This window comes from Candidatus Hinthialibacter antarcticus (assembly GCA_030765645.1).
GTDB classification, from domain to species: domain Bacteria; phylum Hinthialibacterota; class Hinthialibacteria; order Hinthialibacterales; family Hinthialibacteraceae; genus Hinthialibacter; species Hinthialibacter antarcticus.
This window is the reverse complement of the sequence record JAVCCE010000072.1, coordinates 113,775-135,828: the sequence shown is the minus strand read 5'-3', so window position 1 is coordinate 135,828 and position 22,054 is coordinate 113,775. Positions and strand designations below refer to the sequence as shown.

Sequence of the window (22,054 nt, the reverse complement as noted above, 5' to 3'; positions counted from 1 at the left end):
TATGAAACGATCTAAATATTCCAAAACGCTTTGGGCAATTTCTCTAATAGCACTCCTGGCGCTTCCCGCATGGGCGTGCCGCTTTAACGTGCGCGACGTCGGATTTGTTGACTTTGGACAAACGCCCTATCAACTCTTCATCGTATACAACCAGTCAACCGCCAAAGAGCAACAGGATGCGCTTGAGCAAATTGGCTTCGCCGCGTTGCTGGAAAGCAATGTGCAAATTGAAATGGTCGATCTGGACCAATCACCTGACCACGAAGTCAAGCGATTTTTGAATGAGTTAAAAGTTGATTCGCGCCCAGCGGCGGTATTGGTTTCACCGGACGGCAAAGCGCTCAACCTGCCAATTCCGACAGAGAGCGCGCCTTTTCGCGATGCGGTCTGGGACCTGATGGAATCCATCGTCTCAAACGAATTTCGCGAAGAAATCCTAGACGCTTCCGTCCAACGATACGGTGTTGTGCTCCTCATCGAAGGAAAAGACGACGCATTAAACAAAGCAGCGATCACCGCAGCAAAAGAAGCCGTCGATGATGTCGCGTCGCGCATGGATTCACTGCCCAAAGAAATCAAACAGCCTCCCGTTTTAAAACAACTGGCGTATGAAGACGCGAAAAACCAACCCGTGTTGCTCTGGGCGTTGGGCGTGAAGCCGGATGATTTAAATCAACCCCATGCCGCAATTTTATATGGCCGGGGACGCTGCTTAGGCGACGTGCTGTATGGAGACGCCATCACCAAATCTTCCGTCGGCGAAATTTTGTCCGTCATCGGCTTGTCATGCGAATGCGGACTCGACCGCGAATGGATGATGGGGCGCCAGTTTCCTCTACGGTGGGATACCGACCGCCAAGACCATGTGATTAAGAACCTCGGCTTTGACGCAGAAAGCCCATTGGTCAAAACGGAAATCAGCCAGATTATGGCGATTGGTCAACGCAATGCTGACGCCGGTTCCGGGACATCCCGAAACGTCAGTCTGAACCCGATTATGGGATATTCTGAAATGATCGTTGAAGCCGCGCCCGTCGAGCCGCCCGACGCGCCCCGCGTTGTCGAAGAAGATTCAAACATCGGCGCAGAGCAACAACTGATTGCCGCTAATAATGCCACTCAAGAATTAGATGAATCCGTCATGGCAGCCAACACCACTGTCCAGACGCCGATTGAAACGGAGACAACCTATTATACGTTAGGGATTGGATTTTATTTTCTCCTGATCGCTGCTTCTATTTCTCTAATCGCAGGCGTTTCGATCATCATCTGGGCGAGGAGCAAAAACGTATGAGCCCGCTGGCGCTGATCTTCAAAGAAATCCGCTACCGGAAATTTAACTTCCTTTTGAGTTTGCTTGCCGTCGTTGCAGCGGTGGCGTTGTGTTCCGCATTTTTCACGACCAGCAAAGCATCGCAAACGGAAACCATCCGCTTAATGCGCGACATGGGCTACAACCTGCGCATTGTCCACAAAGATACAGACATGGCGGATTTTTGGGCGAGAGGGTATTCCAAATACACGTTGCCCGAAGAGACGGCGGTTTGGTTTTCAGAACACAAAAATTTATATTTCACCCATTTGCTGGCAACCCTCAAACAACGCATCGAATGGCAGGGGCGGGAAGTAATCCTCAACGGCATCGCAACAGAGGTTACGCCCGCCGACAAAAAAAAACCTTCTATGATTTTTGAAATCGAACCGGGAACGGCCTACATCGGCTACGCGCTGGCGCAAATAAACGATCTTAAAAAAGGCGATGAAATCGAAGTAAACGGAAACAAGTTGACGGTTGCTTTCGCCTTGCCTGAAACGGGCAATGAAGAAGATATTTATATTTATACCCACTTGAGTGACGCACAAAAAATTGTGGGGCTCGAAAAACAAATCAACGAAATTAAAGCGCTGGATTGTTACTGCCGCATTCCCGGGGTTGATCCACTAACATTGCTGCGCGAGCAAGTCGCCGAAAAATTTCCCGAAGTCATGTTGTTTCAAATTCGCCCCATCGCCGAAGCCCGCCAGCGCCAACGCGCGATGCTGGATGGCTACTTCGCCTGGATCATGCCCATTGTGGTAATTGCCTGCGGCTTATGGATCGGCGCTCTGGCAATGTTAAACACGCGCGACCGTCGCGAAGAAATCGGCGTGTTGCGCGCTCTCGGTTATGGCTCTGGTAAAATCGCCGCGCTCTTCTTAGGCAAAGCAATATTCATCGGACTCGCCGGTTCTATCGTCGGATATTTATTTGGAACCTGGCTGGCGCTGCAGGTCGGGCCGACGCTGTTTGAAGCAACGGCAAAGTCGATCAAGCCGCAGACGGCGATTCTTTATTGGTCGCTAATACTCACGCCCGCTTTTGCGGCGATATCCAGTTTTATTCCAGCGATGGTCGCGGTATCACAAGACCCTGCTGACGTGTTACGGCAAGACCTATGATAAAAACTACCTCCATCAGTAAACTCTACCAAACCAAACATGGCGCCGTACACGCATTGCGCGACGTCTCGATGGCGATTCATAAGGGCGAATTTGTCACCGTGCGCGGGCCAAGCGGCAGCGGCAAGACGACGTTGCTATTCGCGCTGGGCGGCATGTTACGCCCGAGCCAAGGCTCCGTTACTATCGGCGAGACGGATTTATACAGCATGAACCAGAGTGGACGCGCAAAATTTCGCGCGGAAAATATCGGCTTTGTGTTTCAGATGTTTCACTTAGTTGGTTATTTGAATGTGCTGGAAAACGTCCTGCTTCCATTGGGGACAGGCGGCGCCAAAGTCGCCCCGAACCGGGCAAAAGAAATTTTAGAGAAAATGGGGCTAGGCGACCGGCTTACGCATCGCCCGTCAGAATTGAGCGCGGGCGAACGGCAGCGCACCGCCATTGCGCGGGCGCTCTTGCGGAATCCCAGCGTGATTTTGGCGGATGAGCCGACTGGTAATCTCGACCCGGACAATGCAGCGCAAATTTTATCTTCTCTCGCAGACTATCGCGATCAAGGCGGCTCCGTCGTCTTGGTTACGCATGGACATCTGGGAGACAACTACGCAAACCGTACAATCTATCTTCGTGATGGATGCATCTCTGATGAATAAATTTTCGATTTGAGGCGAGTAATGAAAAGACGGTTCTTAGCTATTACATTATTTGCAATCGCTGTCCAATTTATTTCCGTACAGGCGGAAGATTGGCCGACCTACCGGAAAGATAACTCCCGCAGCGGCGTAACGTCGGAAGCCTTGCAGGCGCCGCTCTCGCTTGAGTGGCTGCACCAAGCCAAACACGCTCCCAAGCCCGCGTGGCCCGGCCCCGCCCGGCGCGACGGCTGGCACAAAGTCGACAACCTGAAACCGCGCGTCATTTTTGATTGGGCCTATCACATCGTCGCCGCTGACGGCAAGGTGTTTTACGGTTCCTCAGCTGACGACAAGGTCTATTGCATCGACGCCAACAGCGGAGAGGAACTCTGGTCGTTTTTCACCGACGCCCCGGTCCGTCTCGCGCCGAGTTATGAAAACGGAAAACTCTACGTTGGCTCAGACGACGGCAACGCCTATTGCTTGAATGCGGACAACGGCGAATTGATTTGGAAAAAGAAGCCCTCCTCGCTTGATTTCCGCGTCTCCGGCCATAACCGCATGATGTCGCTGTGGCCGGTGCGCTCCGGCGTATTGGTCGATAACGGCGAGGCGTATTTCTGCGCGGGATTATTTCCTGTCGAAGGCGTTTATGTCACCGCGCACAATGCAGAAAACGGCGATGAAGTTTGGACGAAAAAAGTCGAAAACATCCCGCCGCAAGGCTATCTGCTGGCTTCTGACAATAAATTGTACGTCCCCACAGGTCGCGGAACGCCAGCCGTCTTTGACCGGAAGTCGGGAGACTATATGTATTCGCTCGGCGGCTCCGGCGGCTCCTTCGCTCTTTTGACAGGCGACATGCTGGTTTACGGCCCAGGAAAAACCGGAGAACTCGACGCATTCGCGGAAGAGTCTGAAAGCAGCGACCAAGTTGCATCATTCAGCGGCAACCACATGGTGGTCACGCCGGAGCGGACGTTTTTACATACCGATACAGAAATGAGCGCGATTGACCGACAAAGGCATACGCAATTGCTAGCCGAACGCCGCGAACTTGAACAACAAAAAAAAGAACTGACGGCAAAGATGAAAAAATTGGGCCGCGACCTCGGCGGTGAAGAAGGCCTCAAAATCAAAGGCGATTTAGAATCAACCATGATTCGCCTGGGTCAAATTCCAAAAGAACTCGAAGAATGCATGTTGTGGAAAAAAGAATGCAAGTATCCCTACTCGCTCATCCTTGCGGGAGATTTGTTATTTGCGGGCGGCTCAGGCAGCGTTGCGGCGTTCAGCGCCAAAGACGGCTCTGAAGTCTGGTCGCAAGAAGTAGACGGGCGCGCACTCGAAATCGCTGTCGCAGACGGACGTTTGCTGGTCAGCACTGACAAGGGCCTCGTCTACGCGTTCAATAGCCAATCGGAAGAAAAGTAATCCAGGAGAAACCTGATGCGTCAAAATACAATCAATCTTTTTTTTAGCCTTTTACTGCTTTGCGCCCTTCCAACGCAGGCAGATGACAACGTATTTGCCGATTGGCAATTTAACGAAAATGGCATCAAAAACACCGCCGTCCGCGATGCGTCCAATGGCCATGATGCGACCATTACAGGCGAAGTCGTCATTCGCAAGACGGAAGAGATGCAATCGTTATTGATCGACCGCGATGATACCCGCATAGATGTGAAGTACGTGAAAGACGCCATGCCCAAAAACGCGATCACGGTTGAGGTTTGGGCGGGGATTGAGAAGACCGTCGAGTGGGGCGGGTTGGTCAGTTGCTTCCAAAGCCAAGGCGGAGCAGAGCAGGGATTTCTGCTCGGATTCAAGCAGTCGAATTTTCATTTCGCCGTATCCACTGAAGGCACGGATGACGGCAATGGAAAATTCAGCGAAGTGCGCGCATTGACCAGTTTGGAGTGGGGGCGCTGGTATCACGTCGTCGGCGTCTATGATGGCGACAAACAGTTTTTGTATGTGAACGGCGAATTGGTTGCGCAATCCGACGCGCCCCAAGGCCCCATCCTGTACCCAGACAACGCGCCGTTTGTGTTGGGCGCCTGGATCAGTAATGATGAAAATTTCCGCTGGCGCGGTTGGATGAATGAAGTGAAAATTTACTCCACCGCATTGAGCCAGGAGCAAGTGCAAGCGAATTATGCAAAAAAATCTCAGCAGACTCCAAAAGTCGTTGACATAAGCGTCGGCCCATATTTGACCCGCCTTGATCCAGAGCATGTCGCAATTCAATGGGAAACCGAAAAACCCATGCCGTCTATTGTGCGCTTTGGGCGGACGTTCCCAATTGATACTCAATATGATGACATAGCGCCGAAGACCAAACATCAGGTCGTCATCCCAAATCTGGAAATGGAAAAACTCTATTACTATCGCATCTACCTCGACGGTGAACGCACCACCCGTCTGTTTGAATTTGACTCAACCTTTGACTTTTCAAATCCCGCTTATCCTCTCATTGACGACCCATACGGCGATGATGAATGGACGGTTTACTACGATGGCTTCGTCAACCGCGTTCTTGAAGAATATGGCGCCGACGTCGGATACTGTCTCGTCTTGGGAAGCGAAGACGGACGCATGGCGTATGAAATCGCCAAACGCAGCGACATGCAAATTCTCGTTGTGGATGACGACCCCAAAAATGTACAAGCATCCCGCCAGAATTTAGACAAAGCCGGTTTATACGGCGTACGCGCAACCGTCAGCCAAGCGTCGTATGATTCGCTGCCCTACACAAGTTTCTTCGCCAACCTCATCGTTTCCGATACAGCGTTTCGGACGGGCCGCTTGCCGTTTAACGCGAAAGAAACCTATCGAGTGTTGCGCCCTTACGGCGGCCTGGCTGTCATTGGCCAAGTTGAAGCGGATACGATCCAATCTGGGGAACTGACGGAACAAAAGCTAAGCGATTGGCTGAAATCAACCGGAAGTCCCGAAGGCCAAATCCATCATGAATCCGGCGTATGGGCGGTTATTCAGCGCAGCGCTTTACCGGGCGGCGGCGAATGGACCCACATGTACGCCAACGGTGGAAACACCGCATGCAGCCTCGACCTCAACCAAAGCAACCCGATGCGCGTCTCCTGGTTCGGCAAACCGGGCCCACGTCCGATGGTTGATCGCGGCACCCGTCCTCAAGGACCTTTGTTCGCGAATGGCAGACTGTTTGTCCAAGGAGACCGCCGCATCTTTTCTATCGACGCCTATAACGGGACGATGTTATGGACGGTCGAGATTCCTGATTTACGCCGCGCAAACGTCCCCCGCGATTCCGGCAATATGGTTGTGAATTCAGACTATGTTTTTGTGGTTGTGAAAGATGATTGCTGGAAAATCAACGCGCAGACAGGAGCGCTTGAAGACGTATTACGCCTTCCCAAGTTGGACAACAACTTTGAGTATGAATGGGGATATTTAGGCATCAATAACGGCTTGCTTTTAGGCAGCCTGGTCAAAAAAGGCGGGACCTATATCGGCGCCGACGGCGAGTGGTACGACGCCAGCAACCATGAGTCTGACAAAGTCATCAGCGACGCGATTTTTGCATTTGACGCATCATCCGGCGAAACTGTCTGGCTGCATGAGACCGCAGCGGCGATCAATCCGACGATATGCTTTGGCGATAACCGCATCTATTGGGTCGAAAGCCGCAGCGAAGGCGCCAAAAATTCAGTGGCGGGGCGGCTCCCCAATTTGACGCTCACTGACCGATATATCGTAACCCTCTCATTAGAGACGGGCGACCCCATTTGGGAGCGCAGCCACGAGTTCAGCGAAGGCCGTTGGGTTTTCTATATGGCCTATGCAAAGGATACGCTGGTCGTCGTCAGCACGACGGACAAATATCAAATCTATGGATTCGACGCGGTCAATGGCGATAAGTTATGGGACAGCGAATACAAGTGGTACCGCAATCACCACGGCGGCGCCATGCAGCGCCCGGTCATCGTCGGCAATACGGTTTATGCGGAACCCAAAGTGTTTGACCTGCGTTCGGGAAAAGAATATGACGTGGTCATGCCCGAACGCAACAAATGCGGCACCATCACCGCCAGCGCGGGCGCACTGTTTTACCGTGATTTTTACCATGGCATGTGGGACATTGAAAAAAATATCCGCACCCACTTCATTGGCGTCCGCCCCGGATGTTGGCTGGGCGTTATCCCCGCCGGGGGCATGATGCTTGCGCCGGAAAGCAGCGCGGGCTGCTTCTGTACGCACCCGATTCAAACGTCGATGGCGTATATTCCCGTGGCGAACCTGAATGAAGACATGCGCTAATTTATTTCGACAGTGATGAAATAATTTCATCGACGTCATAGACGCAGCCGCCCCAGGTTCCGCCGCCCGCTTGCTGTAGCGCCGCCCATAAGCGAACGCTGTCTGGCAGGTTGGGGTCGGCTTTACAATTGGGGGCGGGGCGCTCGTTCAGGATTGCGTCGCCCCGGTTAACGCTCCATTGAGATTCATCGCTGCCTGCTTCGCCGATCAAATTGACGGCGCTGGTCATTGCGCTTCGGTCAATACAAATTTCAATCACGTCGCCGTCTTGCACTTTGCCAATCGGCCCGCCCGCCAGGGCTTCAGGGCCAATGTGTCCGATGCACGGCCCGCTTGAAAAGCCAGAAAACCGCCCATCGGTAATTAGCGCAAGGTGGCTCAATGCTTTGGTATATTTCAGCGCCATGGTGATTTGCGCCGTCTCCGGCATCCCGGCGCCCATTGGCCCTCGGCAGATCAATACGACGATGTCGCCCGGCTTCAATGCATCATCACCCTGCGATTTCAATGCGCGGATCGCGTCCATTTCCGTCGAGAAAACTCGCGCCGTTCCACGTTTGAAATACACATTCTCCGGGCAAAGTTTTGCATCAATCGCCGTACTTTTAACGACGGCGCCTTCCGGCGCCAGGTTGCCGCGAGGGAAAATCACCGTGCTGGTCAGGCCGCGTTCCGCCGCCGCCTTTGGAGACATAATGACATCGTCGGGATTCACGCCGTCTTGTTGATATAACGCCTCACGAAAACGCTTGCGTCGTTCGGAGGCTTCCCACCAAGTCAGGTTGTCCGCCAGCGTTTCGCCCGTCACTGTGCGAACCGATAAATCCAAGACGCCCATTTCGCGCAGGTGCAGCATAATTTCTGGAACGCCGCCCGCGAGAAAGACTTGAACGGTCTTGAAATGTTGCGGGCCGTTTGGCAGAACGTCCACAATGCGCGGAACGGTATCGTTAATGCGAATCCAATCTTCAACCACCGGGCGCTTGGCTCCAGCCGCATGAGCAATGGCGGGCAAATGGAGCAGCAAATTGGTCGATCCGCCGACAGCGGCATGGACCGCCATCGCGTTACGAAATGCGCCGGGTTTCAATATATGTTCAGAGTAAATTTTTTGTTTCATTAAATGGCGAATCGCATGGGCGGACGCCGTCGCCATTTCAAACCAAACCGGCTCGCCGGATGGAATCAGCGCGGTATGCGGCAGCGAAAGCCCTAACGCCTCGCCGATGACTTGCGACGACGCAGCGGTCCCTAAAAACTGACATCCGCCGCCGGGGCTTCCGCAGGCTGAGCATCCCAAACGGGCGGCTTCTTCCAGCGTAATCTCGCCATGCGCATAGCGCGTTCCGATAGATTGCACCGTTCCTGCGTCTTCGGCGTCTTCTGCGGGCAGCGTCACCCCGCCGGGTTGCAATATTACTGGACGGCCTTTGACCGCAGCCAGCGCCATCATCATGGCGGGCAACCCCTTGTCACACGTCGCAATACCAACCACGGCGCGGCGAGAGGGAAGCGACCGGATTAAGCGCCCGAAAGCTTCCGCAGCGGTATTGCGATACGCGAGGCTATCCATCATGCCAGAGGTGCCTTGCGTCCGCCCGTCGCAGGGGTCGGAGCAATAGGCCGCGAAGGGAACGCACTCTAGCGATTTCAACACTTCAGCGGTGCGTTTGACCAGCAGGCCGAGTTCCCAATGTCCGGTATGGTAGCCAAGCGCGATGGGCGTTCCGTCTTCAGCGCGATAGCCGCCCAGCGTGCTGAGAATCAATACATTGTCGCGATTCACGATTTCGGCTTCCCAGCCCATGCCGACGTTTTCCGTCAACGCAAACAAGTCGCCGCTGGGGCTATTGCGTAACATTTCATCCGTCAGAGGCAATGAGCCTTGCGGGCCTGCGGCTTTGCTGCGTACGTTGAAAATGGATTCTGGTCCATTGAGAGTATCAAGAATGCTCATGTCGTAGTCCTTATGATTAGTTTGCTTCCGTCGCCAAACCAGCATACTACGCCGCGCGTCAAAACAAAACAGCCCCTGCGAACTGCGCAGAGGCTGTGAGAGATTTCAAATTGAACGTCGTTTAATTTTCTACATAGATTTCAGAACACACCATCAATATAACGCGCTTATAATTTCCATACGGACCAATGTTTTTGATATTCGCGCCAAATACAATGGTTTGTCCCTCTGAGAACGTATTCAATAATTCTGGCGAAATGTTCTGTAAGACGACATAAGGCCGCTTAACATCTCCGTCTTGAATTTCCGCCACAATCACAGGCTCGCCGATTTCAAGTTCGCCGATACTGACAATCTTGCCTTCCCAGCCGCCAGCATAGACGCCATAAATTTTCTCGTTGTAATCTGCGAGTTGATCGCGATCCAAGATACCCAGCATCTTACGCAGCCATTGAAATTCCAATTTCGTTTTGGATGGAGGCGACATCGTGGCAGACAAAACTAAATCCGGCATGACTTTTTCTTGTGCGGTCGCATCAACGGTGGGTTCCGCCAGTTCGGGAATTTCCGTTGGCGTCGGTTTGGGTTTTGGAGTGGGTTTAACAGTCGCAGTCGGGGCAGCAGTTACTGTCGGCGCAACCACAACCGGTTTCGGTTCTGAGCCGCCGCAACCAAACAGCGCCAAACTTGTTACAATTGCAATAGCAAAAGGCACACAACGCGTATTCATCATCCAGTTACTCTCCTAAAAAATGGTTCTCTTGTTTACACACTAACGGATCAAGATTGTAGAGGTTAACGCAATTTCGAGAAGCCTCTTTGATTTTTTTTCTCGCGCTTCGCTATTTCCCAAAATAGATTGGCGTTTCATCGCCGAAATGAACGCCGACTTGCGCAACGGAACGCGCGGGTTGAACTCCTATCTTAGCAACAACCTGACCAGAATCAGGACAAAGCAAAATACTTACTGGTTTTTCAGCATTGTCTAAAGTGATTGAATATCCATTTTCTCCCGCTTGGATGGACGCTTCATATTTCTGTGGCCCATTTTTTCTATACGGCTGAAATAGGGTGATAAACTCCTGACGTTTTGATTTTGACTTGGTTTCCGCTGTGAGGTGATACTCCGTCAATTTGACGCGTTCGCGGGGCGGTGGATCAAACTTGTTGGTTTGAGAGAGCGCCAAATCATTGGGCCATAAAAAATCGACGCGGCATTCTACATCGCCGTTCTTTGCGAGAATATTATGTTGATTTTCAATCTTCATTTCATCCACCGCATGAAGACGCCACTCAAAACTAGACGGCTCTGGCGCGTCTAGCGTGTCATAGATCAACACCGCATCCGGTTTGAGATAGATGATGCGCCTCGTAAAACGCTCAAGTTTTCCTTCATACGCAGCCGAGGCTTCTCCCGCGACATAATCAACCTTATCGCTGGTATAAAACTCCAGAATCTCACCAACCGCAGAGCCTGAATGTTTTTTCTGCCCCTGTCCGTTGACGGTGATGGTATTCGTTGATTTTGAATCCCACATCCAATTTTGATGATGGTCGCTGCCGTAGATGTCGCGCTTGCCAGTACGGATAAACATCCGCTCGCCAAACACGTTCAACAGAAATGAATTTTGCGATTCATAGCCGTGGCTTTGGGTTCCGAAGGGGCTGCTTTTGAATACGACTTGCACATTATCTTTTGCATTCAGCAAATCGCTGTTCAACATCGCCTGGCCCGTACCCCAAAAACAACGCGAAGCAGGCAATTCACTCGGGGCTTTTGCTTCGACCTTTGGCAATGCGCCGCGAATGAAGCCAATGTAGGAATTATCGAATGATGCGCCGCCATGTTGGTCGACGTACCATTGCCAATAGGAGTTTTTGGCCTGTGCAGCAAAAATCGAAACCAAATTGACGTAATGATCTGATCTACGATTCGCGGTTAAATCGCCGAATCCGCCGTCTTTCGCTCCAGGAGGCGCCAGATACATGGGATAATATCCGGCTTGTGAGAAGAACGGTTTTTCAAACGCATCTAAATCCATTGCAACCCGCATCACGTCCGCCCACCAGGTAAAACGGCCCATGTAACTGTTCCAGTAACTACTGCCTTCATGCCATCCGCCGTCGCTGTCGCTCCAAACCGGGTATACGTTTGAGAATACGTTGGCGGCAAACCATACCCAGTCTTCGGCTTCGGGGATTTCATCCAGAAACGCGATACCGACTTCACCGAGAAAATGCCAAGCCCGGTTGCTATGGCTCGCGTATGGCTGCCACAAATGTCTGGGGTTGAGATGCTCAGACATTTCCTGCCCTCGAACACGCATGACTTCGCGGCAGAACTGTTTTTCCTCTTCATTTAATAAATCATTAACGAAGGTATAGGTCCTGGAGAAATAATAGTTATACGGCATTCCGGCTTCATCGTTATAGCGATAGCCGGTTGAGCCTTTGGGGTCCCACTTAGCGCAATCCAATAGTATGCGCTTTGCCATCTCGCCGTATTCTTCTTTGCCGCCGACAAGCCGGGTAAACGCCAGCGTCGCTGCGCTATTAAGCGCTTTGATTGTATATGTGCGGTTGCCCCACCAGAGAGCGCGCCATTCTTCGCTCTTTCGCTCAATATCATCTGGATAGCGCTTTGGTTCATCGGTCGAAGGCGGGTTTTTCATAATCGCTTCGCACTGTTTGACCAAAGCGTTAAAATGCTCTTTCAAATCCGTCTGCGCCCGTTGCTTATAATTCTCTATTTGTTCAGGACGCACAAACAAGCGCGGATGTTGTTTGGGAATGCGGGCGATTAATTCATTGCGCGACGGCAGCGAAAATTCTGTTGCGTCTTCTGATATAGAAAACGTCCGCATCCGGCTCCATTCAGACACAACATTGTCATGGGATATGTACCGGAAGCGCCAGTGCCAGGCTCCAGGCTTAAATGGTGTAGGCGGAGTATGAACATTAAACGTCCAATCGTCAATTTGATATTCGATCGTCTGAAATGATAAATCAGATGAACATTGGAGTTCATAGGTTTCGGCGCCCCGTTGCGGCCGCCAGCTAAATGAGGGCGGATTCAGTTGAAGATGGTCTCGGTCAACTGGACGAAAACCCCATTCGCGCTCCTGCGCAGGCGTCTCATCAATAGAAGGCGCCGCGATTCCAGTGATTGCAAAAATGGCAATGATGCTGCATAAAATCCAAATGTTTTTCATGACACTCTCCAATTATTTCTGCAAACGCCTCCGCAAATAATCCAGAACATAATTCACCAATCGGTCTTGCGCATATTGCCCCCGACCGCTGACGCCAATTTGGCGTCCATCAATTGCGCCGTCATCCGATGCGAGCGCGAGCCAGACAAAGCGGCGATTTTCATTCTGATGAATTTCACTGATATAAAGCCCCCACTTGCTGCCTGCGCGTTTTTGAATCACGCCTGCGATCTGTTTCGAAAGCGCTTCGTGGGATTCCTGATCCAAGTGATCGACGCCGACCATCTGGGCCATTACGTTGTCGCTGGGCGCTATATATCCCCCGGAATATACGGAAACGGCGTCCTCAGGACGACTCAAACTCGCGGACACGGCGCCGCCGCTGCCGACCTCAGCGGTCACGAGAGACACATTATTTTCTTTCAATAACGCAACCACGCTTTCTTCTAACGTCGAGCCTTGATCGGTGTACATCGAGTCGCCAATGTGCGCCAATAATTCGCTTTCAAACTGACGCAAGATTGCCCGGTCTTGTTCAGAACCGCCCGGCAGGGACAAAGTCAAATCCACACGTCCCATCTCAAAGAGAGAAGAAATCATCAGCTCTTTCGGCAGCGTCAGATGTTTGTGCATCACTTCGTCGATTTGCGATTCGCCGATATTAATGAAGCGCATCGTCAGCGAGGCGCCGATGGTTTTGATGCCGAAGCGTTCAGCGAGAAAGGGAAGCAGCTGCTCTTTCACCATCGGCTGTAATTCGCGCGGCGGCCCCGGCATAGCAGCGATGACGCGCTGTCCGTCATCGAACACTAAACCAACCGCGCTGCCGTTTGGATTGAGCAAGTATCGGCCTTTTTTCGGCGTCATCGCCTGGCGTCGCATGTTGTCGCGAAGTTTCTCTTTTGATGACGCGCCGTAACGACGCACCATCTGGTCAACCACTTCGGGATTCTCGTATAAATCAATGCCGGCAAACGCCGACAACGTCTTACGGGTTACATCGTCGTCGGTCGGGCCAAGGCCTCCCGTCACGAGGACAAAATCCGCGTGTTGGCTCGAAAAGCGCAGCGCATCCTGCAACTCTTCCGCCGTATCGCCGACGCACACCGCGCTGACGCATTTTGCTCCCAACGGCTCAAGCGTACTGGTAATAAATTGCGTATGACCATCCGCATAAACGCCGCGTAACAGTTCGCCGCCGGTGACGACAATTGCGTATTTTGTCGGCGCGTCCGTTGGTTCTGAAAACGCAGCACCGACTGAAAACACAACGAAAATACTGCATAAGAAATAGAAAGCGTAACGCTGACTCATTTCATATCCTCATGATTAATATCGCCGGAGCAGTTCCAGCATTTTACGGTCGATTTTGTGACCGTCTAATTCTTCATATTGAACATCTTCGCGCCCGCTGTCGGCAATCCCGAATGAGCCGCGCAGGTTCCAGACCGACCATCCCCAGCCTGCGTCTTTCCAAAGCGCGAGGCAATCTTCCATCCAGGGCAGCGCAACGTCATGCGGCGTTTTGTTATAACAACCCCACTCGCCCACATGTACGCCGACGCCTTTGGCTTCGAGTTCTTTCCACGGCTTGATATATTTTTCAAAAATCCACTGTTTATCCTGTATTTGATCTTTGACTTTGAGCGGCCAGGTCGGAACGTCCCATGTATCGCTGCCGCCAATCCAAGACGCCTTATAGTGGCTGATCTGGAACGGATTGTACCCTCGGGTGCTTTGGGCAATGTTGTCTTTTGCCAAGGCGTGAACGGGCTTCTGTCCCCAACTGAGGCCATCCACTACCACCACTCGATTGGGATCAACTTTGCGGATCGTCTGTATGGCGGCGCGCATGACCCGGGCGTAGGTTTCTTCCGGGATGCTGTTTTTGGGTTCATTCAATAAATCAAACGAAACTTCATTCTGAGCCGTACTTTTATAGCGTTCTGCAAAATTTTTCCATTGTGCGCAAAATTGTTTTAACGCTTCATCTGACGAAAAGAGGTCAAGTTTTTCTTCCGGCGGATTCACGCAATACCCCGGCGCCCGATGCAAGTTTAAATTAATATGAACGCCGTATTGCTTTCCATAGCCAACCAATTCATCAATATGCTTCAGGACGGTTTCATCATACTCATAAGGCTTATCGGCGTTTGTCCAACAGCGGTAATCCATCGGGATGCGGGCGAAATCAAAGCCCCATTTCGCCATCCATTCAAAATCACGCTCGCTATAGGGTTTATTTTGTCTCAACGTAAATTTTTCAAGCAGATTGAATCCGCGCCAGCGGGGAATATGGGCGGGTGAAAACACGTCTATTTCAGCGGCGTTTGAGGTTGAAGCCAGCGATAAACAACTGGCGGCGGCAGTTTGAAGCAAAAATGTGCGGCGTTTCATTTTGCTGATACCTTTCTCAGTTAAAGTCGTTTAACAATAGTACCAAATTCAATGAAAGACCGCTAACGGGATAAATAATTTAGTTGAAGAAAAAAAGCGGCTAATCTGCTAGTATGATAATGTCGATTAGCGCTGGGGGGAGAAAATATCATGCCTGATAATCTCAAAGTTGCATCCGTCCAATTTGAACATCAATCCGGCGATAAATCTGCCAATTTAGAGAAGATGTGCGCCTTTGTTGAACAAGCCCATCAACAAGGCGTTGAGCTAATCACATTTCCAGAATGTTCAATCACAGGCTACTGGTATCTTCGAAAATTAGACCGAAACCAACTGATGAAGATTGCTGAGCCTGTTTCGGATGGGCCGAGTTCGCAGGCAGTCCTACAATGGTCGCAGGAATACAATATGACCATCGGCGCCGGTCTCGTCGAAATTTGCGAAGATGGCCGAATGTATAATACCTATCTGGTTGCCATGCCCGACGGAAGCCACAAAAAACACCGCAAACTTCATGCGTTCATTAATGAAGATATAGACTGCGGCGATGAATTTACTGTCTTTGACACACCTCACGGTTGGCGTATTGGCGTCTTAATATGTTATGACAATAACCTAATCGAAAACGCGCGTATGAATGCGCTCTTAGGCGCAGAGATTCTATTGGCGCCTCACCAAACCGGCGGGACCAAATCGCGCAGCCCTCATGCAATGGATGTAATTGATCCTGAAATTTGGTTGAACCGTAAAGAGAACCCCAAAGCAATTGAAGAAGAAATACGCGGCCCGAAGGGCAGGGAATGGCTGATGCGATGGCTGCCTTCGCGAGCGCACGACAACGGATTATTTATTCTATTCAGTAATGGAGTCGGAATGGATGATGATGAAGTTCGCACTGGAAACGCAATGGTGCTTGATCCGTATGGGCGAATTCTTGTTGAAACCTGGAAAGCCGACGACAACATGGTCATAGCCGAACTCGATAAGTCATTGCAGCCAATGTCAACCGGACAGCGTTGGCTGCAAGCGCGTCGACCGGAGCTATACAAACTGATTGCAACCCAAATCGGATTTGAACGTTCGACCCGAATCATTCGCTTCGGCGAAGATGAAGCCTAGCGATCATTCACAATGACCTTCACTCTTGGTGGATCAACCATCGTTTGATATTGCGCTTCGATGGTTTCCCGCGAAACATCGTCGCCCGTCTTGATCCACCATTGATAATGCAGGCGTAGAGGTTGGTCTTCGGTGATTTCATAAGGAACGAACTCGCCAAACCGGCCATACGCCCGTTCTGAAAAGCGCGCGCCGTCCGGGTTTGCAGGGTCGGTCAGATACGCCGCAGTATAGCGCGTGTCTTCCACGGTGAATTGCATGGCGTTCCAAGGCAGATCAACAAAATTTTCAGCATTATTCGCTTTTTCAGGTTCTAGGTGCTTCCAGATGTCAGGGCGAAGAAAACGCGTCGTGTTTTCATGCTCCGCGACTTCTTGAGCCGCGCGAAATTGAACGCCTGCATGTTGGCGGTCGCCCTCCAACCGAATATGACCGCGAAGCGATTGTAATTCCGTCCAGAATTCAACCAAAAATTGGTCATCTGCGGGTTGATAGACCCGCAACGTGCGCGTCTCTTGGATAAACGGCTTTCCCTTGGCGTCTTTCCAATCAATCAATAACACTTGCTCGCCAAACACGGCGCCAACCGATTCACGAACAACTTCACGGTGAACGCTATGTTCGCCGTTGCGGGCGTGCCAGATATCAACAACGTCGCCGCCAATATACACTTTGTTGTAACCAAAAAAGATTCCGCGATGGTGAGAATATTTACCGCCAACTCCCTTGGTAATCAGATGGGCGCCCGTTGGATCAAATACATGATGGAATGGTTTTTTGGTCGATTCAACATCATTCGGGTCATAAGACGGGTGCATATATCGCAATAGCGTACGGTCGCCGTAAGATAAATCCATCCCTATTTTTTCTTCCGATGACCATGAGAATTTTTGGGCTGGTGGGGCGTATTCAAAAGAAATCGAATAGACTTTGCTCGATTCTTTCTGAAGTGAATCAACCATCCACCAGACTTTCACGCGCCCGTTTTCCAGGCGCTCTATTTGCCCGACTTGAACTTGGCTGCCATGCGTTACAACGACATTTTCAGATGGAGCGCTATTCATCTCCAGAAAAACCGGGGTGTGATTCAGGGGGAACGGTCCGGCGTCAACTTTGACTTCCAGCGCGAATGACGTAGATGAAAATAGGGCTGAAACAACGAATAGAAAATATAGATAGAATGATTTCATAGCGCTCCTCTTAATCAAATCCACATCTATGTTTTACTGGGAGAATACGCTGAGGGCAAGAAGAACGACAAAATTTGTAAGCATTTCACGTTTATTGCCGTGTAAACATCCGCTGGATATCGAATACCACGCTCAACACCAGTGGAATCAAAACCAACGTAAACACAGTTGAAACAAGCAACCCGCCAACGACGACGCTGCCAAGGCCTCGATAGAGTTCTGAACCCGCGCCGGGCATTAACACCAGCGGCGCCATACCGCCCACTGAGGTCAGCGTACTCATCATAATCGGACGTACGCGGGATTCCGTCGCTTGCGCAATCGCTTCTTTTGGGTCCATGTTGCTGTCTGTCGTCAGAAAATTTAACGTCTGGTGGACAATTAAGATCGCGTTATTGACCACGACGCCAGCCAAAATTACAAAGCCGAGAATGGTCAGCACATCCATATTTTGAATTGGCATGTGGCGGTCGATCAGGCTCCAGTAATGGACACCCGCCAATGTCAGTAACCCGCCGAACGTCGCCAGCGGCACCGTCACCATAATCACCAATGGATAAACCCAACTTTGGAACAACACGCACATTAACAAATACACAACCAACAAAGCAAGAAACAACGAACTTTGCGTCATGCCCGAAAATGTACCGTCGCCAAGCAACGCGGTTTGCATCGCGCCCAGTTTGCTCGCGCTGCCGGTCAGATTGATTTGCACTTCCGGCGGAATTTGCCCGGCGGTTTGCAACTGTTCAATCATGCCCCCAATGTCATCTATGGCATTTTGCAACGGCATTCCCGGCGGCGGCGTGAATTGCAGCGTGACCGCGCGCTGACGCGCCACCCGTTTGATCTGGTCGGGCCGAACCGTGCGGTTAAAATCAGCCACGCTTTCCAACGTCACATTCGCCCCGTCAGGCGTCGACAACGGGACGCGCAACAAATCCGTTAATTCATTCTTCGTACTCGCATCTTTCGAAATCAACACCAAGTCGATACGTTCGCCCTCAACTTCATACTCTCCAACAAAAGCGCCGTCCGCATTCACTTGAACCGCAAGGCCGATGTCTCGGGGCGTCAACCCCATGTCCGTTAATTTGATTAAATTAGGAAGCACCTGAAGTTCAGGACTCGGCACATTGAAATTGCTTGGTTCCGGCTGCAAAGAATAGGGGCCGTATTGAGCAACGATGTTTCCAAATAATGCGCCAGCGGCCCCGCTCACTTGCGACAAATTCGGCCCGGAGAGATCAATATTGACCGCTGAACCGGTGGTGCCGCCGATGCGAAATAGTGGAAGTTGAAACGCGAAACCAATAAACCCGGGCGCAACGTCCGATGCGGTCGCGTACTGAAACAGGGGAATAATATCGACGACTTTTTCGTCGTCGTCACTGATCGCGCCGTGAAACATCGCGCCATTGCTAGCCACTAAAAAATAATTTTTTATCGCAGGCGGCGTCATCAGCGGCGCCCCTGGCATTGGGCTGGCAGGCAACTGAACCAATGAGTCGGGGTCTGGCTTCATATTGCCTTTTTCAAATTCAAATATCGCTTCGGTTTGCTGCCAAAAAGGCCGAATGCGCGCCTCAATGCGTTTACCGACCGACGATAATTTTTCTAAGTTATACCCGGGCGGCGGAATCAACATACCAAAAATAATGTTGCGGTTTCCTTGCGGCAAATAATCAATCGGCGGCAACAGAAAATAGGCGCCAGTAATCGTAACGACCGCAAAAATCGCAATAATCGCCAAGCGCAAAAAAACCGTGTTTGACAAATAACGGACTTGGCTGCTGACAATTTCTGAAAAGTGCGTAAAGAGGTAATAGGGAAGCCAAATGAAAAAGAACAATACGCGCAGAAAAACCTTCGCGCCCGATCCACGTTTTGAATCCAAAGAAGGCGTTGGTTTTTTGCTGTAATCCCGGTTGCGCAAAAACAATGCCGACGCGGACGGAATCACCGTTATCGCGACAATGAAGCTGATTCCAACCGCCGCGCAAATTGCCAATGCGATGTCGCGAAACAGCTGTCCCGCTTGCTCTTCAATTAAGAGAATCGGAATAAATACGATGAGCGTTGTCAGCGTCGAAGCAAGGACGGCGCCTGCGACTTCCTGGGCGCCTTCAAGCGCCGACTGACGCACGGACTTGCCCATCTCAAGGTGTCGGTAAATGTTTTCCAAAACAACAATCGAGTTATCGACCACCATTCCAACAGCGAACGCCATACCTGCCAGGCTGATGACATTGACCGTCCGCCCCATCGCGTACAACAACACGATTGAGCCAATAATTGAAATGGGAATCGCAATGGCGATGATGCCAATCGAACGCAGTGAGCGTAAAAAAAGCAGCAGCGTAATGATTGCCAGCCCGCCGCCAAGGAAAATATTTTCTTGTACCAGGCTCAGCGCATGGTCGATATAGGTCGTCTGGTCATAGACTTGCACCAGGCGCAGTTTCCCGCCAACATTTTCGCTATTGGCGATCACTTCCATCAACCCGCCGGGTAGGCTCATGCGGTCGATTTCTTCGTGAATATTTTTCATCACGTCTAAAACATTGGCGCCAATCTCACGTTGAAAATTAATCGCCAATACCGGGATGCCGCGTGAACGCACATAGGCCGCTTGCTCTTTATAGGTTTCAACAACATCGGCAACATCGCGGATGTAAACCGGCCCCGCTTCGTCTTGTTTGATGACGGTATTCTTCGTTTGTTCGATCTGGCTATAACGGCCAATCGAACGCACCCGCACGTCAGATTTCCCATCGACCAACGCGCCGCCGGAATAATTTTGGTTTGTAATATTTATTGCGTCCGCCAATTGGCTGAAAGTGATTCCATATTGCGCCAATAAGACCGGATCAACGCGAATCTGCACTTCGCGCTCACGCCCGCCCAACACGTTCACTTCAGCCACGCCCGACAAGCGCTCAAATTGAGGCTTCATACGCTTATCAAGAACATCGTATAATTTTGTCACGTCATAATCGGGATTATCGCAAGCGACCAACAACCAAGCGACATAATCCCGGCTCTGCGGGTCGGTGTCAGAAACAACGGGCTCATCCACATTCAACGGATACGCAGGAACTTCGCGTAGTTTGTCGCTCACCTCGCGCAAGGCGACGTCTTTGTTGGTTCCAGCTTGAAACTCCAGACGAATTTCGCCTTGCCCGCGTTGGCTGACGCTCGTCATCAAGCGCAAATTGGAAACGCCCTGTAAGCGCTCTTCCTGCTCATCGACGATTTCGGTTTCGACTTCTTGCGGGCTCGCATTTTCCCAGGTCGTCGTCACCGCAATGACTGTGTCTTCGATCTCCGGCGTCAGCTGAATCGGAACGCGGTTCAGCGCGACGAACCCAGCCAGCAAGGCGAGAATCACGCAGACTGTTACGGTGATCGGTTGTTGTATTGATCCTTCAACCAATTTCATGGTAAAAATTGAGGCTCCATTTTTTGAGTGATTATTCTGCGTCCGTTTGCCCAATTAAAGAAATGGGCGACATCGGGAAAAGTCGTTCATTGCCTTCTACAATGACCAAGTCACTTTCCGCTAAAGCGGGCGACTCAATCGCGACCCGGTCGCCAGTGGTAAACAACCGCGTAATCGGCGCAGGCGAAGCAATGTAGCCATCTTCACTTTGTTGTGCTTTATATACGAAGAACCCTGTTTCCTGATGCATAATCGCGTCTTTTGAAACCGTCATACGCGTCTTGCGTTCGCCAGTCGGTAAGGACGCGGTGACCGACATGCCCGGCGCCAAATGGTTGGCGTCCATTTCGAGGTCGGCAACAATAAACATCGTGCGTACGCGCGGGTCGACTTGGGGGATGATGCGTACTTCTTTTGGTTCCAAAGATTGCCCGCTAGCGGAAATTTCAATTTGGACATCGCCGCCTTCTTTTTGAAACAGATAGGCAATGCGTTCCGGCGCTTCGAGCCAGGCTTCGATGGTCCCGGTCGAGATCATGGTGACAACAAGGTTGCCCGGCGTAATCCATTCGCCCAACTCGGCATTGCGTTCAATTATTACGCCATCGAAAGGCGCATCAATGCGGGTTTCTTCCAGGCGAATTTTCAAGAGATCAATGGAGCTCTTTATTTGTATCAACGTCCGTTCGCCCGCCAAAACCTCGGCCTCTTTCACCTGAACAAGCATATTGGCGTTTTCGAGTTCCTGTTCAGTGGTGAGTTTTTTGTCCCACAGCGGCTTTAAGCGGTTGAGGTTCCATTGGGCGTTTTTCAGTTCCGCCCGCCGCGCTTCATTTTGCGCCAAGGTAATCTGCCGTTGCGCTTCCAAACCGTCGAGTTGCGCCTTTAAGCGGCGGTCGTCAATACGCGCGATGAGGTCGCCTTTTTTGACGACGTCCGCTTCGTCCGCCAAAATTTTAACCAGGCGGCCTTCTTCGAGCGCGGCGACTTGTGAACGAAACTTCGCCCGCAAATCTCCCGTAATCTGCCGACGTTCTTGCACGTCTTCCATACGCACCGCGTCAGCGCGAACGCTGGGGATCATCACTGGCATATCGGGCGGCTGCGCAATTGCAACCAACGAGAAAGTCAAAAAAAAGATAGACGCAGCGCATACATAGCGGCGCGTGAGTAAGTTAAACATGGGGTGAGGCTCCTGAAAAAATGATTTGAGATAATCGAGGAGACTTGTATATTGTGTAATTATACACTTTTGTTGACGAAACAAACCCGTTCATGGTAGATTTGTAGAATTAATGGATACAAAATAATTGCGTTAATTACATTACGCTATTGTCCAAATGAATAAGGAACTCAAA

General features: G+C 51.2%; 14 protein-coding genes. 6 read left to right on the top strand and 8 right to left on the bottom strand.

Going from position 1 to position 22,054, the window contains the following annotated elements:
* The first annotated feature begins 1 nt into the window (after position 1).
* Genes P9L94_18380 through P9L94_18360 form a run of 5 tightly spaced genes read left to right on the top strand, consistent with a single transcriptional unit; the run spans position 2 to position 7,379 of the window.
* Positions 2-1,294 (top strand): hypothetical protein, encoded by a 1,293-nt coding sequence (locus P9L94_18380; protein ID MDP8246057.1) that lies wholly within the window; start codon positions 2-4, stop codon positions 1,292-1,294.
* A complete protein-coding gene (locus P9L94_18375) occupies positions 1,291-2,439 on the top strand; it encodes an FtsX-like permease family protein (protein ID MDP8246056.1) in 1,149 nt (382 codons plus the stop codon). The genes P9L94_18380 and P9L94_18375 overlap by 4 nt, the downstream gene beginning before the upstream one ends.
* Positions 2,436-3,095: an ABC transporter ATP-binding protein gene (locus tag P9L94_18370; protein MDP8246055.1), complete on the top strand. Its 660-nt coding sequence runs from the start codon at positions 2,436-2,438 to the stop codon at positions 3,093-3,095. The genes P9L94_18375 and P9L94_18370 overlap by 4 nt, the downstream gene beginning before the upstream one ends.
* A gap of 21 nt (positions 3,096-3,116) precedes the next feature.
* Positions 3,117-4,511: a PQQ-binding-like beta-propeller repeat protein gene (locus P9L94_18365; GenBank protein MDP8246054.1), complete on the top strand. Its 1,395-nt coding sequence runs from the start codon at positions 3,117-3,119 to the stop codon at positions 4,509-4,511.
* A gap of 15 nt (positions 4,512-4,526) precedes the next feature.
* Positions 4,527-7,379 carry a LamG-like jellyroll fold domain-containing protein gene (locus P9L94_18360; protein MDP8246053.1) on the top strand — a complete coding sequence of 951 codons (2,853 nt, stop codon included), beginning with the start codon at positions 4,527-4,529 and terminating at the stop codon, positions 7,377-7,379.
* Position 7,380: 1 nt separating this feature from the next.
* On the opposite strand, the gene P9L94_18355 is transcribed toward P9L94_18360, so the two are convergent.
* The 5 genes from P9L94_18355 to P9L94_18335 form a co-directional block, all read right to left on the bottom strand.
* The gene (locus P9L94_18355; protein MDP8246052.1) at positions 7,381-9,336 is read right to left on the bottom strand and encodes a YjhG/YagF family D-xylonate dehydratase; all 1,956 of its coding nucleotides are present in this window, start codon (positions 9,334-9,336) and stop codon (positions 7,381-7,383) included.
* A gap of 121 nt (positions 9,337-9,457) precedes the next feature.
* Entirely contained in the window at positions 9,458-10,069 is a 612-nt protein-coding gene (locus P9L94_18350; GenBank protein ID MDP8246051.1) for a hypothetical protein, read from the bottom strand.
* Between the two features lie 109 nt (positions 10,070-10,178).
* Complete coding sequence (locus P9L94_18345; GenBank protein ID MDP8246050.1) at positions 10,179-12,548, bottom strand: DUF4962 domain-containing protein; 2,370 nt, start codon at positions 12,546-12,548, stop codon at positions 10,179-10,181.
* Positions 12,549-12,560: 12 nt separating this feature from the next.
* On the bottom strand, positions 12,561-13,862 hold the full coding sequence (locus P9L94_18340; GenBank protein MDP8246049.1) for a molybdopterin-binding protein: 1,302 nt from the start codon (positions 13,860-13,862) through the stop codon (positions 12,561-12,563).
* Between the two features lie 15 nt (positions 13,863-13,877).
* Entirely contained in the window at positions 13,878-14,945 is a 1,068-nt protein-coding gene (locus tag P9L94_18335; GenBank protein MDP8246048.1) for a cellulase family glycosylhydrolase, read from the bottom strand.
* A gap of 150 nt (positions 14,946-15,095) precedes the next feature.
* Here P9L94_18335 and P9L94_18330 point away from each other — a divergent pair, with 150 nt between their 5' ends.
* Complete coding sequence (locus P9L94_18330) at positions 15,096-16,064, top strand: nitrilase family protein (GenBank protein ID MDP8246047.1); 969 nt, start codon at positions 15,096-15,098, stop codon at positions 16,062-16,064.
* On the opposite strand, the gene P9L94_18325 is transcribed toward P9L94_18330, so the two are convergent.
* The 3 genes from P9L94_18325 to P9L94_18315 all read right to left on the bottom strand — a co-directional run bounded on the left by P9L94_18325 (position 16,061) and on the right by P9L94_18315 (position 21,879).
* Positions 16,061-17,254 carry a PmoA family protein gene (locus P9L94_18325; GenBank protein MDP8246046.1) on the bottom strand — a complete coding sequence of 398 codons (1,194 nt, stop codon included), beginning with the start codon at positions 17,252-17,254 and terminating at the stop codon, positions 16,061-16,063. The two genes, P9L94_18330 and P9L94_18325, sit on opposite strands and share 4 nt — an antisense overlap.
* A gap of 91 nt (positions 17,255-17,345) precedes the next feature.
* Complete coding sequence (locus P9L94_18320; protein ID MDP8246045.1) at positions 17,346-20,696, bottom strand: efflux RND transporter permease subunit; 3,351 nt, start codon at positions 20,694-20,696, stop codon at positions 17,346-17,348.
* Between the two features lie 31 nt (positions 20,697-20,727).
* Positions 20,728-21,879 carry an efflux RND transporter periplasmic adaptor subunit gene (locus P9L94_18315; protein ID MDP8246044.1) on the bottom strand — a complete coding sequence of 384 codons (1,152 nt, stop codon included), beginning with the start codon at positions 21,877-21,879 and terminating at the stop codon, positions 20,728-20,730.
* Positions 21,880-22,054: the final 175 nt, after the last annotated feature.